We start from the raw sequence: 13,591 nt of genomic DNA on the forward strand, positions 1-13,591 counted from the left end.
GGCGACCGGTCACCAGTCGCCGTCCCAGTCCTCGGGGAAGCTGTAGCCGGGTTCGGGGTGGCCCATCGCCTGGGTCGAGGTGACGAACACGTAGTCCAGTCCCCGCAGGCGTTCGATGATCTCGGGGACGGCCGCCAGCGTCTCGGGCAGCGGGTCGTGCATCAGTACCACCGCGCCCGGCTCGACCCGGCCGATCACGTTCTCCACGATCTCGTCGCGCTTCAGGTCCTCCCAGTCCTGGCTGTCCACCGTCCACATGGTCTCCACCAGCTCCTGCTCGGCGATGGCCCCGTGCACGTCCTCGTCGGTGGCGCCGAACGGTGGCCGGAACAGCTCCACCGTGTGCCCGGTCTGCCTGCGGATCATCGCTCCCACCGCCGCGACCTGGGCGGGCAGTTCCTCGGCTTCCATCCGGTTCATCGGGTCGTGCACGTCGCCGTGGCTCGCGATCTCGTGGCCCTCGGCGTAGGCGCGACGCAGTACCCCCGGCCGGGTGAGGGTGGGGCCTCCGTTCAGGAAGAACGACGCGGTGACCTCTTCCTCGGCCAGGATGTCCAACAGGTGTGGTGTGGCCTCTACCGGACCGTCGTCGAAGGTCAGCGCCACGCAACGCGTTTCGCCGTCGTAGCAGTCCACGTCCGGGACATGGGGGACGAACACCCCGGGCGGCGGTGGGTCCTGCGCGTCGTCGTCCTCGGCGGTGGGCAGCGTCAGATCGGTCTCGTCCACAAGGGAGGCCTCCCTGGCCCGCTCGCCCAGGTCGGACAGGAGCGGCGCGGCGGTCTCGTGGTCGACCACCACGACCTTGCGGCCGAACTCGGCGGAGGGCACGTGTCCCTCCTCCACGGGTGACAGGTGCCCGTCGTCGAACTCCACCACCAGGTCGCCGTCGCCGTTGAAACCGATGGAGTCGTAGGTGCGCAGGACGGGGAACAGGGAGTCGGGGTCGACCTCCACGTCCTCGGAGAGGTCTTCGCGGACGATGTCGTTGAGCGCGTCCAGCTCCTCCTGCCCGGCGAGCAGCTCGGTGGAGTAGGCGGTGTGCCGGGTGGTCCCGTCGTACCAGTAGGTGGAATAGCCCTCGCGAAGGCCGTGCATGTCCTCCTCGGTGCGCAGGAGTCGCACCCCGAGCACTCCGTCGGCGGCGGCCACCAGCTCCCAGTCGATGTCCAGGCTCACCGGGTCGCGGGTTCCCGCGCGAAAGTCCTGGACCTCGTCGTCGGCTCGGGCCGCGAGGGTCTCGGTGAAGGGCTCGGCGTTCGCGAACTCGGGGAGGGAGACCGCGACCTCGGCCTCCGGGACGTGGTGGTGATCCTCGTACCCCTCCGCGCCGGTCGTCCGTTCCCGGACGCCGTCACCGATCTCCGCGGACAGGACTCCGATCGACTCGGGGTCGCCGCCGCCCGCCGGGTCCTGCGTACACGCGGCGAGGGGGAGGGCCAGGGCGACCATCAGGGATCCGGGCCAGAGCCGTCCCCCACCGCTCCCACGACGTCGGGCGGTGGTGTGTCCCGGTGCGTTCTCGCTCGACGACAAACCCGGCTCCCTCTCCCTGAAAGCGGATGCTCCCGCACCTGATGGGAGCAACATAGGGGAGAAGAACGCCGGGCCCGGGGCGCTGTCCACATGTGGACAGCGCCCCGGGCCCGGTAATCCCAGGATCCCCGTCAGCCGTCCTCGGCGGCCCCCTGGGCCCCCTCGGACTCCTCGTCCTCGGGCTCCTCCGGAACCCCGTCGACGTAGCTGCGACCCGGCTCCGGGGTGCCGAGCAACTGCGAGACCGTCACCATGGTGTAGCCCTGCTCGTCCAGCTCACGGACGATCTCGCGGGACGCGTCGATGGTGGTGTCGTGGATGTCGTGCATCAGGATGATCGCCCCGTCCGAGGCGCCGTCCACGGCCCGGTCGGCGACCACACCGGCCTTGCGGTCCTTCCAGTCGTTGGTGTCCACGCTCCACAGGATCTGGGCCATGCCCATCTCCTCGGTGACCTGGGCGACGGTGTCGTTGGTGGAACCGTAGGGCGGACGCATCAGGTCCATCGTGTATCCGGTCTCCCGGTACACCAGCGCCTGGACCGGGTCCAGGTCCGCGCGCACGCCTCCGGCGCCGAGCGTGGCCAGGTCGGGGTGGGCCAGGGTGTGGTTGGCCAGTTCGTGGCCCTCCGCGTAGGTGCGGCGCACCGTGAACGGGTCCTCCATCACCGGGTGGCCGGTGACGAAGAAGGTCGCCTTGGCGTCGTGCTCGGCGAGTGTGTCCAGCAGCTCCGAGGTCCGGCCGCCGGGGCCGTCGTCGTAGGTCAGCGCCACGCAGCGCGTCTCGGGGTCGGTGCAGTCGATCCCGTCGTCGACGGGGGAGATCTCACCGGGGGAGGCGACGCCGGTGCCATCCTTCTCCGCCTCGGGGGCCGCGGCCACGGTGAACTCCTCGACGCCCTTGGTCGCGGCGTCGCGCGCCCGCACCCCGAACTCCGACAGCAGTTCCTCGGCCTCGTCGCGTTCGATCACGACGCCGACGCGACCCTCGGAGGTGGGCGCGACCTGTCCATCGTCGAACTCCACGATCAGGTCGCCCTCGGGGCTGAACGCGAGGGAGTCGTAAAGGCCGCTGATCGGGTACAGGGACACCGCCGCCACGGTGTCCGGGACCTCTTCGAGTACGCGGTCGTTGAGCGCGGCCAGCTCGTCCTGTCCGGCGAGCAGGCCGCTGGAACCGTGCACCGAGCCGTCGTCGGTCTCGTACCAGTAGGTGCTGTGACCGACGCGGGTCTCCTCCGAGTCGGTCTCGGTGGTGGTGATCCGCACGCCCACGACCCCGTCACCGGCGGCGGTCAACCGCCACTCGCCCTCGAAGGAGGCCGCACCGGGGTTGGCGGCGTCGAAGGCGTGCACCTGGTCGGTCAGGGTGCGGTCCAGGAAGTCGGTGAGGGGGTCGGCGTTGGGGATGGCCGGGTAGGCGACGGCCACCTCACTGTCGCCCTCGTAGTCGACCGAGGCCTCCTCGGTGCCGGGGAGCGCGGCCGTGTCCACCACGGTCGTCCCCTCCTCGGAACCTTCCGCCGGAAGGTCGTCGTCGGTGTCCACCGCCACGTTCCGTGTGATGCTCTCGATGACTCCGTCCTCGGGCAGGCCCGGTGGTCGTGTCGCCGACAGCACCAGTCCCAAGAGGACGACCATCGCGATCGCTGCCGTGAGAACGGGGCGGTCGGGGGCCATGCTGGGACCGTCTTGCTGCTTCACCTGGGGGCTCTCCACGCTCATCGTCAGACGAACGTTCGCGAAAGGACGGGGGTCTTTCGCGTAACGCTGGTATCGGGTGTGATGCCGGGCACACGAAATGGGTTCGCTGGTGTGCTCCGGGCCAAGGGGTCACGCCGGGTGCAGGGGCGAAGGGGGTGCTCCCTATACTTGCAGGCGTGGAAGGTACACACTCCCACCATCGACTCCCGGAGCCCGCTCCGGTCGGTCGGAGTGTGTCGAAAGAGGGAACCCGGTGCGAATCCGGGACTGCCCCGCAGCGGTATGTGGGAACGAGCGTCGCCATAAGCACTGGTGATCCGACCGGAAAAGTCGGAAAACCGGGAAGCGGTGATCATTAGGACGACCGGCGCACGACGTCGGAAACGCCCACGAGTCCGAAGACCTGCCTCCACCCGGTGGTGCGCCTGTGCCGCCGGTGGTCCCGCGCCCCGAGGGAGGGCCGAGGTCGTCAGGCACGTGCGCCCCGGGTGAGCCCCTCGTCGTGCCGCGCTCCTCGCCCCGCTCTCGTGGCCGGTACCCGGCTTTCGACGAGGGAGAGAAGCTTCATGGTCAGCAACCCCGCGGCCTCCGGGCCGTCCGTGCGCTCCACGGTCCACGGTTACCCGCGCATCGGCCCCGCCCGCGAACTCAAGCGCGCCAGTGAGTCCTACTGGAAGGGCGACACCACGGCCGCCGAACTCGACGCCGTCGCCGCCGACCTGCGCAAGGGCGTCTACGCCCGACTGCGCGAGGCCGGAGTGGACGACATCCCGTCGAACACCTTCTCCTACTACGACCAGGTGTTGGACACAGCGGTCCTGTTCGACCTCGTGCCCGCCCGTTTCACCTCCCCGGCCCAGGCAGAGGAGCGGGACGAGCAGCTGCGCCGCTACTTCGCCCTCGCCCGCGGCGAGCAGGGCGCGCCGCCGCTGGAGATGACCAAGTGGTTCGACACCAACTACCACTACCTGGTCCCCGAACTCTCCCCGAGCACCCGCCCGCGCCTGGTCGGCGACAAGCCCCTCGCCGAGTTCCGTGAGGCCGCCGAGGCCGGTTTCCAGACCCGCCCGGTCCTGGTCGGTCCGCTGACCTTCCTGCTGCTGGCCAAGGCCGCCGAGGACGCTCCCGAGGGCTGGGAGCCCATCGAGCTCCTCGACCAGCTCCTGGACGCCTACGCCAAGCTCCTGAGCGACCTGTCGGCCGCGGGCGTCACCGAGGTCCAGCTCGACGAGCCGATCCTGGCCACCGACGAGGGTCGCGCCGCCGTCGGCCACCTGGAGCGCGCCTACCAGCGCCTGGGGTCGCTCACCGAGCGTCCCTCGCTCCTGGTGTCCACCTACTTCGGTTCCATCGGCGCCGCCGCCCTGCGCGTGCTCAAGGACTCTCCGGTCGAGGCCGTGGGCCTGGACCTGGTCACCGACTCCGAGGGTGCCTCCGACCTCACCGCCGTCTCGGGGCTGGGCTCCACCCGCCTGGTCGCGGGCGTGGTGGACGGCCGCAACGTCTGGCGCACCGACCTGCCGGCCGCCGTCGCCGAACTGGGCACCCTCCTGGCCCTGACCGACGAGCTCACGGTGAGCACTTCCTGCTCGCTGCTGCACGTGCCCATCGACCTGGACGCCGAGACCTCACTGGCGCCCGAGCTGCGCTCCACCCTGGCCTTCGCCGAGCAGAAGACCAGGGAGGTCGCGCTGCTCGGTCGGGTGCTCTCCGAGGGAGCCGACGCCGACTACCAGGGCGCGTCCGAGCCGCGGGACGCGTCCTTCACCGACGCCCGGGTGCGCGCCCGCCTGGACGCCCTCGGCCCGGACGCCTACGAGCGTCCCCAGGATCGGGACGTGGCCGCCCTGCGACCGCTGACCACGACCACCATCGGCTCCTTCCCGCAGACCGCCGAGCTGCGTCGCGCCCGCGCCGCGCACCGGCGGGGCGAACTGCCCACCGAGGACTACAAGGCGCTCCTGCGCGCGGAGATCGACCGGGTCATCGCGCTCCAGGAGGAGATCGGTCTGGACGTGCTGGTGCACGGCGAACCCGAGCGCAACGACATGGTCCAGTACTTCGCCGAACAGCTGGAGGGCTACGCCACCACCGAGAACGGGTGGGTGCAGTCCTACGGTTCGCGGTGCGTGCGCCCGCCGATCCTGTTCGGGGACGTCTCGCGTCCCGAGCCGATGACGGTGGAGTGGATCACCTACGCCCAGTCGCGCACCGACAAGCCGGTCAAGGGCATGCTGACCGGTCCGGTCACCATGCTCGCCTGGTCGTTCGTGCGTATCGACCAGCCGCTGGGTGAGACCGCCCGCCAGGTGGGTCTGGCGCTGCGCGACGAGGTCGCCGACCTGGAGCGGGCCGGCATCCGGCACATCCAGGTCGACGAGGCGGCTCTGCGCGAGTTGCTTCCGCTGCGCGAGGAACAGCGGGCGGCGTACCTGAAGTGGGCGGTCGACTCGTTCCGACTGGCCACCTCCGGGGTCGCGTCGAGCACGACCATCCACACGCACATGTGCTACTCGGAGTTCAACCAGATCGTCGACGGGATCGAGGCGTTGGACGCCGACGTCACCAGCGTCGAGGCGGCCCGGTCGCGCATGGAGCTCGTGGAGGCCCTGGGCGAGCGCGGTTACAAGCGCGGGATCGGTCCGGGCGTGTACGACATCCACTCGCCGCGGGTGCCCTCGGTCGAGGAGATCGAGGCCTCGCTGCGACTGGCGGTCTCGCACGTGGACGCCGCGAACCTGTGGGCCAACCCCGACTGTGGTCTGAAGACGCGCGGTTACACCGAGACCGAGCAGGCGCTGCGCAACATGGTGGAGGCGGCCCGCCGGGTGCGCGCCGACCTCTGATCCCACCCCGAACGCACGAAAAGGGGGCCGCGGCACGAAGCCGCGGCCCCCTCTCGTCGTTTCTTCCGGGGAGGAGCCGGTGATTTCCTACTCGGCGCCGAGCAGGGCGATCGCCTCTTCGGCGGAGTTGGTGAGCAGGGCCTCGACGTCGTCGACCATCGTCAGGTCGGAGCCCTCGAAGTCCGAGACCTGGTAGGTGATCTCGATGTTCATGTTGGCCGAACGGACCAGCATGATCGCCGTGGGGGCGGGGTCGTCGAGGATGATGTTCTCGGTGATGATGAGGTGCGCCTCATCGCCGAGACCGTCGATCTCCTTCTCCTCCTCCAGGTTCTCCTCCGGGTAGTAGTCGCTACCACCGGTGTAGTTGGCGAGGGAGTCCTGGTAGTCCGACGAGGCGCCCTCGACGGAGTCGCTGCCGGCGTAGGGCGTGGCGTACTCCAACCAGAGGCTGCTGTAGGCGCGCTCCGGGTTGCCCTCGGGGGCGTCACCCGTGGCGGTGCAGCTGGCGCGGTTGTCGGAGACGCTCTTGCTGGGGTCGTCCCGCAGGATGAAGTCCGTGGAGACCTGCTCGGTGATGGCGTCGCAGGGCTCGATGGGCAGCGCGTAGGGCGGCTCCCCGGCGGGCCCGTCACCGCCGCCGGAGTCGGGCTCCTCGGTGTCGTCGTCGACCGGCTCGTCGGTCTCCTCGGTGCCCTGGGTGGTGTCGGGACCGGTGGCGATCTCCTCGCCGCCGGTGTCACGCGTGACGAGCATGACGATCACGGCGATGACGAGCACCACGATGATCGCGCCGCCGCCGATGACCACCCAAAGGCCGGCCTTGCCGCCGCCACCACCGCTCTGGGGCGGCGGGGGCGGGGGGTATCCGCCGGGTCCACCCGGACCGCCGGGGCCACCGTAGGGCGGCTGGCCACCCGCGTACATGCCCTGGTCCTGACCGGGGCCGCCCTGGTAGGGGCCCTGGCCGTAGCCAGGCTGCCCGCCGGTGCCGCCCCCATAGGGGTTCTGCGGAGGCTGGTTGTAAGGTCCGTTTTCGCTCATGGCTCCCCTCGCCCGGTGAAGTGTTGGCCGTGTTCTCTGGGACGCGTGTGCCCATTGGTGGGTTCTCACGAGTTTCCCGTGACGGCCGCCGGCGGATCGCCGGGTGGGTGACGGCACGGGAGACCGTGGGGGAGGAGAGCCCGGGACCAACGCCGGTCCGCGGGCGAGTGCGGTACGGCGAGGAGCGGGAATTCCCCGTGTCGTGAGTGGATGCCCCGACTGCGCGCGGGGTTCTTTCCGACCGCCGAGATGATGCCGAGGGGACGGGCCACGGCGACCGGGGGTCGGGACGACAAGCATCCTAACCGTGACCTTAAGGGGAGCGGCGTAGCGGGCCAGGGGTAACGGGGCGAATCGTCATCGATTCGTTCCGGTCGAGCCACACGTCACCCTTGGCGTGACTTGATCGTGATTATCCTGTGTGGTTTTTCGAGTCGTTTCACCGGTAAAGGGGCCGTCCTTTCCGGCCCTTGGTCCCGAGAGGACGGGTGCGGGGAAGTCGTGTTCGCCGCACCCGCCGGGGATCAGAACATCGAGATGTGCACGTGGTCGAAGTGGTTCTCGGTGATGCTGCCGCGGTCCGACATCGGGCGCCAGTCGGTGTCGCCTCGACGCACGTCCCAGATCTGCTGGCGGTAGATCACGTACATGACCCCGAGGTCGTCGGCGTTGTCCCGGGCCCAGTTCGCGATGTCCCAACCGCGCTCGACCTGGTCCTCCGGGGGCATGGAACCGTTGCCGTCCACCATGAAGTCGCAGGCCCGGCCCTTGGGGTGCTCACCCACGACCCAGCCGCCCACCGCGCGGTAGCAGCCGACACCGCCCACTTCCGACCCGCGCCCGAAGATCTCGATGCCCAGGTCGCGCATCTGCTCGGTGCGCGGAGTGATGTTGTCCGGCGGTCGCATGGGCTGCTCCGGGTGGTCGGCGATGAGCCGGCGGACGTCCATGCGACGATCCTCCAGCTCGTCCATGTCGGCCTCGGCCTCGGCCAAGCGATCCTCGGCGTTCTCTTGGGCGACCTCGTCCCGGGACAGGGCCTGGTCCAGCTGGTCGATCTTGTCCTGGTTGCTGGTGGACAGGTAGTCGATGACGACCGCGCGCTCGATGACCTCGTCGGGCTCGGCCTCGACGAACAGCGACATGGAGGGGTCGATTCCGCCGCTGGTGTAGGTCGCCACCGCCAGGGAACGGACCTGCCCACGGGCGGCCTCCACGTCCTCGCGGGTGGAGTCGGCGCGCGACTGGGCGCGGTCGGCCTCCTCCATCACGTTCTCCATGTCCCGGAGTTCGCCGTTGTACTCCTCGGTGAGGGTCTCGGCGCGCGATTCCAGGGTGCCCATGTCCTCGTTGTCCCGGGGGACCGGCGCGGCCAAGGCGGGCGCGGGCAGGGCGAGGGCTGCCAACAGCGACAGGACCACCGCCGCGGTGCGGCCCGGGGTCGGGTTCGTGCGCACGACCGTCGGAAACGGGCGCGCGCAGTCGGCGATCAGCTCCCGCCAGGTGCGGACGGGAGGATCGGGCGCCCAGAAGTCGGCGTGGTCGGCCACTCGGCTCGGATCGTCTGACTGCAAGGTGTGGTCGCTCCTCGTGCCCACACACGGACCCCATAGCGGGCACGGGGACGCTGTGGACGCAGATGCTCGTCTTTCCCGGACGGGGCGCGGGGCACGTCGTCTTCGCGGGCCGCGCCGCACTCACCCCGCTCGAAGGGGGAAAGGTCACGGGACGGTAATGAGTCTAAGCATTCTCACGGGTCTTCGGGAGGGACGAGGTGATCACATCCCCCAACAAAGCCGTAGGTGTGGTCTAAATAACCATATTCGGGTCAAGAATTTTGCCGAATCGAGGCATCCGAGATGGTTGAGTTGGTGCCGTGATGGCTCCTGAACACTACGAAACGACCCCCGTCACCTTGGCGGACACCACCCGGCGGTGCGTACCTCTGCCCGGTGGTCGCTGTCGTCCGTCCCGTCGTTCCTGAGTCCGAGGGCGAGAACCCGCCCCGTTCGGCGCCACCGCGCCCTCCGACCGCCGCTCCGGCGCGTCGCCGCCGCTCGCCCACCGCGCGCTTCGTACGCTCGGATGCGGGCGTCGACCCCCACGCTGAGTCCGGTCTCCTTCCGCGCCCCCACGCGCGTGGGAGCCGTGACACCACCGCCAGACGTCGATGGGAAAACCGTGATTGACGCAGTGGGTCTCCACAAGACCTACAGGTTGAAGAAACGTCGGATCGAAGCCCTGAAGGGGGTCGATCTGCACGTCGAGTCCGGCGAGATCTACGGGGTCGTGGGCCAAAGCGGTGCGGGTAAGAGCACCCTCCTGCGCTCGGTGAACCTCCTGGAACGCCCAGACGGTGGCACCGTCCGCGTCGGGGACGAGGAACTCACCTCGCTGCGCGGCGCCCGCCTGCGCGAGGCCCGACGCCACATCGGCATGGTGCACCAGCACTTCGCCCTGCTCTCCTCGCGTACGGTCGCCGGCAACGTCGGCTTCCCGCTGGAGGTCACGGGGATGTCCCGCGCCGCGCGCGCCACCCGGGTCGGTGAACTCCTGGAACTGGTCGGCTTGGGCGACAAGGCCCGCGCCTACCCCTCCCAGCTCTCCGGCGGCCAGAAGCAGCGCGTGGGCATCGCCCGCGCCCTGGCCTCCGACCCCAAGGTGTTGCTGAGCGACGAGGCGACCTCCGCCCTGGACCCGGTCACCACCGAGTCCATCCTCGCGCTGCTGCGCCGACTGCGCGACGAACTCGGCCTGACCATCCTGCTCATCACGCACGAGATGGACGTGATCAAGCGGATCTGTGACTCCGCCGCGATCATGGAGGACGGCGAGTTCCGTGAGTCCGGCCGGGTCCTGGACCTGATCGGGACCCCCGGTTCGCTGCTGGCGCGTTCGCTGTTCCCGCTGCCGGAGCACGGGGGGCCGGAGACGGTGTTCATCACCTACCCGCGCTCCTTCGACGAACCGTTCATGTCCGAACTGACCCGTCGGTTCGACGTGGACGTCAACATCCTCGGTGGCGGTGTGGAGCAGGTCGCCGGTCAGTCCGTGGGCCGGCTCAGCGTCGACATGCGTGGAAGCCGTCGTCGTGAGGCACTGACCTACCTGTCCGAGAACGGCCTGCTGGTCGAGGAGGCCGGAAAGTGATCACCAACGAGATCCTCTACCTGGCCCAGGAGGGCAACGCGGTGACCGCGATCACCGACTTCGTCCGGGACTGGCCGAACATGTGGCCGAGCCTGTGGCTGGGAACCATGGACACCGTCTACATGGTGTGGTGGGCCACGGTCTTCAGCGTCCTGTTCGGTCTGCCCCTCGGCGTGCTGCTCGTGGCCACCGACAAGGGCGGCCTCATCCCGGCCCCGGCCGCGCGCGCGGTGCTCAGCGCCATCGTCAACATCGGCCGTTCGCTGCCGTTCATCGTGTTGATGGTGGCGGTGCTGACGCTGACCCGCTTCCTGGTGGGCACCACGCTCGGCCCGACTGCCGCCATCGTGCCGCTCAGCATCGGCGCCATCCCGTTCTTCGCGCGCCTGGTGGAGACCGCGCTGCGCGAGGTGGATCGGGGCGTCGTCGAGGCCGCGCACGCCATGGGCACGCGCAAGTTCACCATCGTGGGCAAGGTGCTGCTGCCCGAGGCCATGCCCGGGCTCATCGCCGGCCTGGTGATGACCGTGGTCACGCTCATCTCCTACTCGGCGATGGCCGGCGCCATCGGCGGAGGCGGTCTGGGAGACCTCGCCATTCGTGAGGGCTACCAGCGCTTCAACGACCACTACCTGTGGGCGACCGTGATCCTGCTCGTGGTGATCGTGCAGGTCGCGCAGAGCCTGGGCGACCTGTTGGTGCGCCGACTGTCCAGGCGCTGACGCGTCCCTCTCGATCCCGCCCCCCCGTGATTCCCCCCGAGTCGTCCGGTACCAACGGCAAGGAGACAACCATGACCAGGAGAGCGAACGTACTGCGGGGCGCCGCGGTGTTCGGCGCCGCGACCGTGCTGCTGGCGGGGTGCGGGAGCCCGAGTGAGCGGGCCGACGAGGGTGGTGGCGACGACGACGTGGTGACCCTGAAGGTGGGGGCCACACCGATGCCGCACGCGGAGATCCTGGAGTTCGTGAACGATGAGCTGGCGGCCGACGCGGGCCTGGCCATCGAGGTGGTCGAGTACACCGACTACAACCAGCCCAACGCCGCCCTCGTCGAGGGAGAGCTGGACGCGAACTACTACCAGACGGTCCCGTTCCTGGAGGAGTACCAACAGGGCAACACCGACGCCGACCTGGAGTACGTGAGCAACGTGCACCTGGAGGCCTTCGGTCTGTACTCGCAGGAGTTCTCCGACCTGGAGGAGCTCCCCGAGGGCGCGGAGATCGGGGTGCCCAACGACGTGTCCAACATGGGCCGGGCGCTGAACCTGCTCGATGCGAACGACGTGATCACCCTGTCCGAGGGCGCCGGGGACAACGCGGCGGAGTCCGACATCGAGGAGAACCCGCTCGACATCACCCTCACCCCGGTGGAGGCCGCGCAGCTGCCGCGTTCCCTGGAGGACCTGGACGCGGCCGTGGTCAACGGCAACTACGCGCTGGAGGCCGACCTGGCCGAGAACGCGAACGTGATGGCCTGGGAGGAGACCGAGGGCAGTGTGTACGGCAACGGTCTGGTGGTACGCACGGAGGACGCCGAGTCCGAGGAGATCGAGCGGCTCGACGAGCTGCTGCACAGCCCGGAGGTGAGCGACTTCATGGAGGAGCGCTGGCAGGGCGTGGTCATCCCCATGGGCGGGATGCGGGACGACGACGAAGACTAGGGGACCAGGGGACCAGAGGTCTCGTGTTCGGGCGTCGAAGGCGGATCCGCCTTCGACGCCCGAGCCATGTCGGTAACGGTTGGGTTTCGGGGGCCTACTGGCGAGTTGACTTGACCCGTGGCTTCTGCTTCCGTTATGGGAGCGCTCCCAAGCTGATTTCGCTCGTCATGGAAGGTGCGTAACAAAGCAGTGAGTAACCCGAACGATTTCCCCGAGGGCTTCCTCTGGGGGGCGGCCACCGCCTCTTTCCAGATCGAGGGCGCCACCACCGCCGACGGCCGAGGCCGCAGTATCTGGGACACCTTCGCCGAGACCCCGGGCAAGGTGCTCAACGGGGACACCGGTGACCCCGCGGACGACCACTACAACCGTTACACCGAGGACATCGCGCTCATGAAGCGCCTCAACCTCGGCTCCTACCGCTTCTCCGTCGCCTGGCCGAGGATCCTGCCCGAGGGCGGTGGCAAGGTGAACCAGGCGGGCATCGACTTCTACGACCGCCTCGTCGACGGTCTCCTCGAAGCCGGCATCCAGCCCTGGGCCACGCTTTACCACTGGGACCTGCCCCAGCCCTTGGAGGACGCGGGCGGCTGGCCCGAACGTGACACCGCGTTGCGCTTCGCCGACTACGCCAAGGTCGTCGCCGACGCCCTCGGCGACCGGGTCTCCCACTGGATGACCATCAACGAACCCTGGTGCTCGGCCTTCCTGGGCTACCACAACGGCCACCACGCCCCCGGACACCGGGACGCGGAGAAGGCCCTGGCCGCCACCCACCACCTGCTCCTCGGCCACGGCCTGGCGGTCGAGGCGATCCGCTCCACGGGTCACCCGGCCACCGTGGGCCTGGCCCACAACCAGGCGGTCATCCGACCGCACGGGGCCAACGCCGCCGACACCCGGGCCGCCCGACGGGCCGACGGCGTGCGCAACCGCATCTTCACCGACCCCCTGTTCAAGGGCGCCTACCCGGCGGACGTCCTGGAGGACCTCGCCGACATCAGCGACTTCTCCTTCGTCAAGGAGGGGGACCTGGCCACCATCTCCGCCCCCCTGGACTTCCTGGGGGTCAACTACTACTCGCCCGAGTTCGTCGCGGGTTCGGCCAAGGGCCTCGACCCGGCCCTGGTCAGCGGCGAGGGCGAGGCCTGGCTGGGCGCCGACCCCGAGGAGGTGCACGTCTCCCAGGGGCTGCCCGTCACCCACATGGGATGGGAGATCGACCCCAGCGGCCTGTTCGACGTCCTCCAACGACTGGCGGGCGACAGCGGCGGCATCGACCTGTACGTGACCGAGAACGGCTGCGCCTTCGAGGACACCGTGGTCGACGGCGCCGTCCACGACGTGGATCGCACCGACTACTACGAGGGTCACCTGCGGGCCGCCAAGGAGGCGATCCACGCCGGGATCCCCCTGCGCGGCTACTTCGCGTGGTCCCTACTGGATAATTTCGAATGGGCGTGGGGGTACTCCCGCCGATTCGGCATCGTGCACGTGAACTACGAGACGCAGGAGCGCATCGTCAAGGACACGGGCCACTGGTACGCCGAACTGGCCAGGACCGGGAGGTTCCCCACACGGTGAACCACGAGAGTTCGTGGGGTGTCCCTCCGGGGCACCCCACGCGCTCCGGGACGGGTTCGGCCCCG

Annotated in this window: 9 protein-coding genes and 1 riboswitch; of the genes, 5 read left to right on the forward strand and 4 right to left on the reverse strand. The window is 69.4% G+C overall.

Annotated features, from left to right (window positions below; genetic code table 11):
- Positions 1 to 9: 9 nt before the first annotated feature.
- Both ACWGKS_RS01705 and ACWGKS_RS01710 read right to left on the reverse strand, forming a co-directional pair.
- Complete coding sequence (locus tag ACWGKS_RS01705) at positions 10 to 1,452, reverse strand: polysaccharide deacetylase family protein (RefSeq protein WP_358514760.1); 1,443 nt, start codon at positions 1,450 to 1,452, stop codon at positions 10 to 12.
- 215 nt (positions 1,453 to 1,667) lie between these two features.
- Positions 1,668 to 3,260 carry a polysaccharide deacetylase family protein gene (locus ACWGKS_RS01710; protein WP_452455932.1) on the reverse strand — a complete coding sequence of 531 codons (1,593 nt, stop codon included), beginning with the start codon at positions 3,258 to 3,260 and terminating at the stop codon, positions 1,668 to 1,670.
- Positions 3,261 to 3,441: 181 nt separating this feature from the next.
- A riboswitch (cobalamin riboswitch) is annotated at positions 3,442 to 3,664 on the forward strand.
- A 141-nt stretch (positions 3,665 to 3,805) separates the two neighbouring features.
- Between ACWGKS_RS01710 and metE the strand changes: the two genes are divergently transcribed.
- On the forward strand, positions 3,806 to 6,085 hold the full coding sequence (gene metE / locus ACWGKS_RS01715) for a 5-methyltetrahydropteroyltriglutamate--homocysteine S-methyltransferase (protein WP_452455933.1): 2,280 nt from the start codon (positions 3,806 to 3,808) through the stop codon (positions 6,083 to 6,085).
- A gap of 87 nt (positions 6,086 to 6,172) precedes the next feature.
- Here the strand turns inward: metE and ACWGKS_RS01720 are convergent, their stop codons facing one another.
- A complete protein-coding gene (locus tag ACWGKS_RS01720) occupies positions 6,173 to 7,129 on the reverse strand; it encodes a DUF3558 domain-containing protein (RefSeq protein ID WP_358515876.1) in 957 nt (318 codons plus the stop codon).
- A 524-nt stretch (positions 7,130 to 7,653) separates the two neighbouring features.
- On the reverse strand, positions 7,654 to 8,703 hold the full coding sequence (locus tag ACWGKS_RS01725) for a coiled-coil domain-containing protein (RefSeq protein ID WP_358515879.1): 1,050 nt from the start codon (positions 8,701 to 8,703) through the stop codon (positions 7,654 to 7,656).
- A gap of 619 nt (positions 8,704 to 9,322) precedes the next feature.
- Between ACWGKS_RS01725 and ACWGKS_RS01730 the strand changes: the two genes are divergently transcribed.
- The 4 genes from ACWGKS_RS01730 to ACWGKS_RS01745 all read left to right on the forward strand — a co-directional run bounded on the left by ACWGKS_RS01730 (position 9,323) and on the right by ACWGKS_RS01745 (position 13,526).
- A complete protein-coding gene (locus ACWGKS_RS01730) occupies positions 9,323 to 10,279 on the forward strand; it encodes a methionine ABC transporter ATP-binding protein (protein ID WP_358515888.1) in 957 nt (318 codons plus the stop codon).
- Positions 10,276 to 11,001 (forward strand): methionine ABC transporter permease, encoded by a 726-nt coding sequence (locus ACWGKS_RS01735; protein ID WP_452455934.1) that lies wholly within the window; start codon positions 10,276 to 10,278, stop codon positions 10,999 to 11,001. The genes ACWGKS_RS01730 and ACWGKS_RS01735 overlap by 4 nt, the downstream gene beginning before the upstream one ends.
- A 71-nt stretch (positions 11,002 to 11,072) precedes the next feature.
- Positions 11,073 to 11,942 (forward strand): MetQ/NlpA family ABC transporter substrate-binding protein, encoded by an 870-nt coding sequence (locus ACWGKS_RS01740; RefSeq protein ID WP_358515882.1) that lies wholly within the window; start codon positions 11,073 to 11,075, stop codon positions 11,940 to 11,942.
- A gap of 189 nt (positions 11,943 to 12,131) precedes the next feature.
- The gene (locus ACWGKS_RS01745) at positions 12,132 to 13,526 is read left to right on the forward strand and encodes a GH1 family beta-glucosidase (protein ID WP_358507459.1); all 1,395 of its coding nucleotides are present in this window, start codon (positions 12,132 to 12,134) and stop codon (positions 13,524 to 13,526) included.
- The last annotated feature ends 65 nt before the right edge of the window (positions 13,527 to 13,591 follow it).

This window comes from Nocardiopsis sp. NPDC055879, assembly GCF_053615935.1.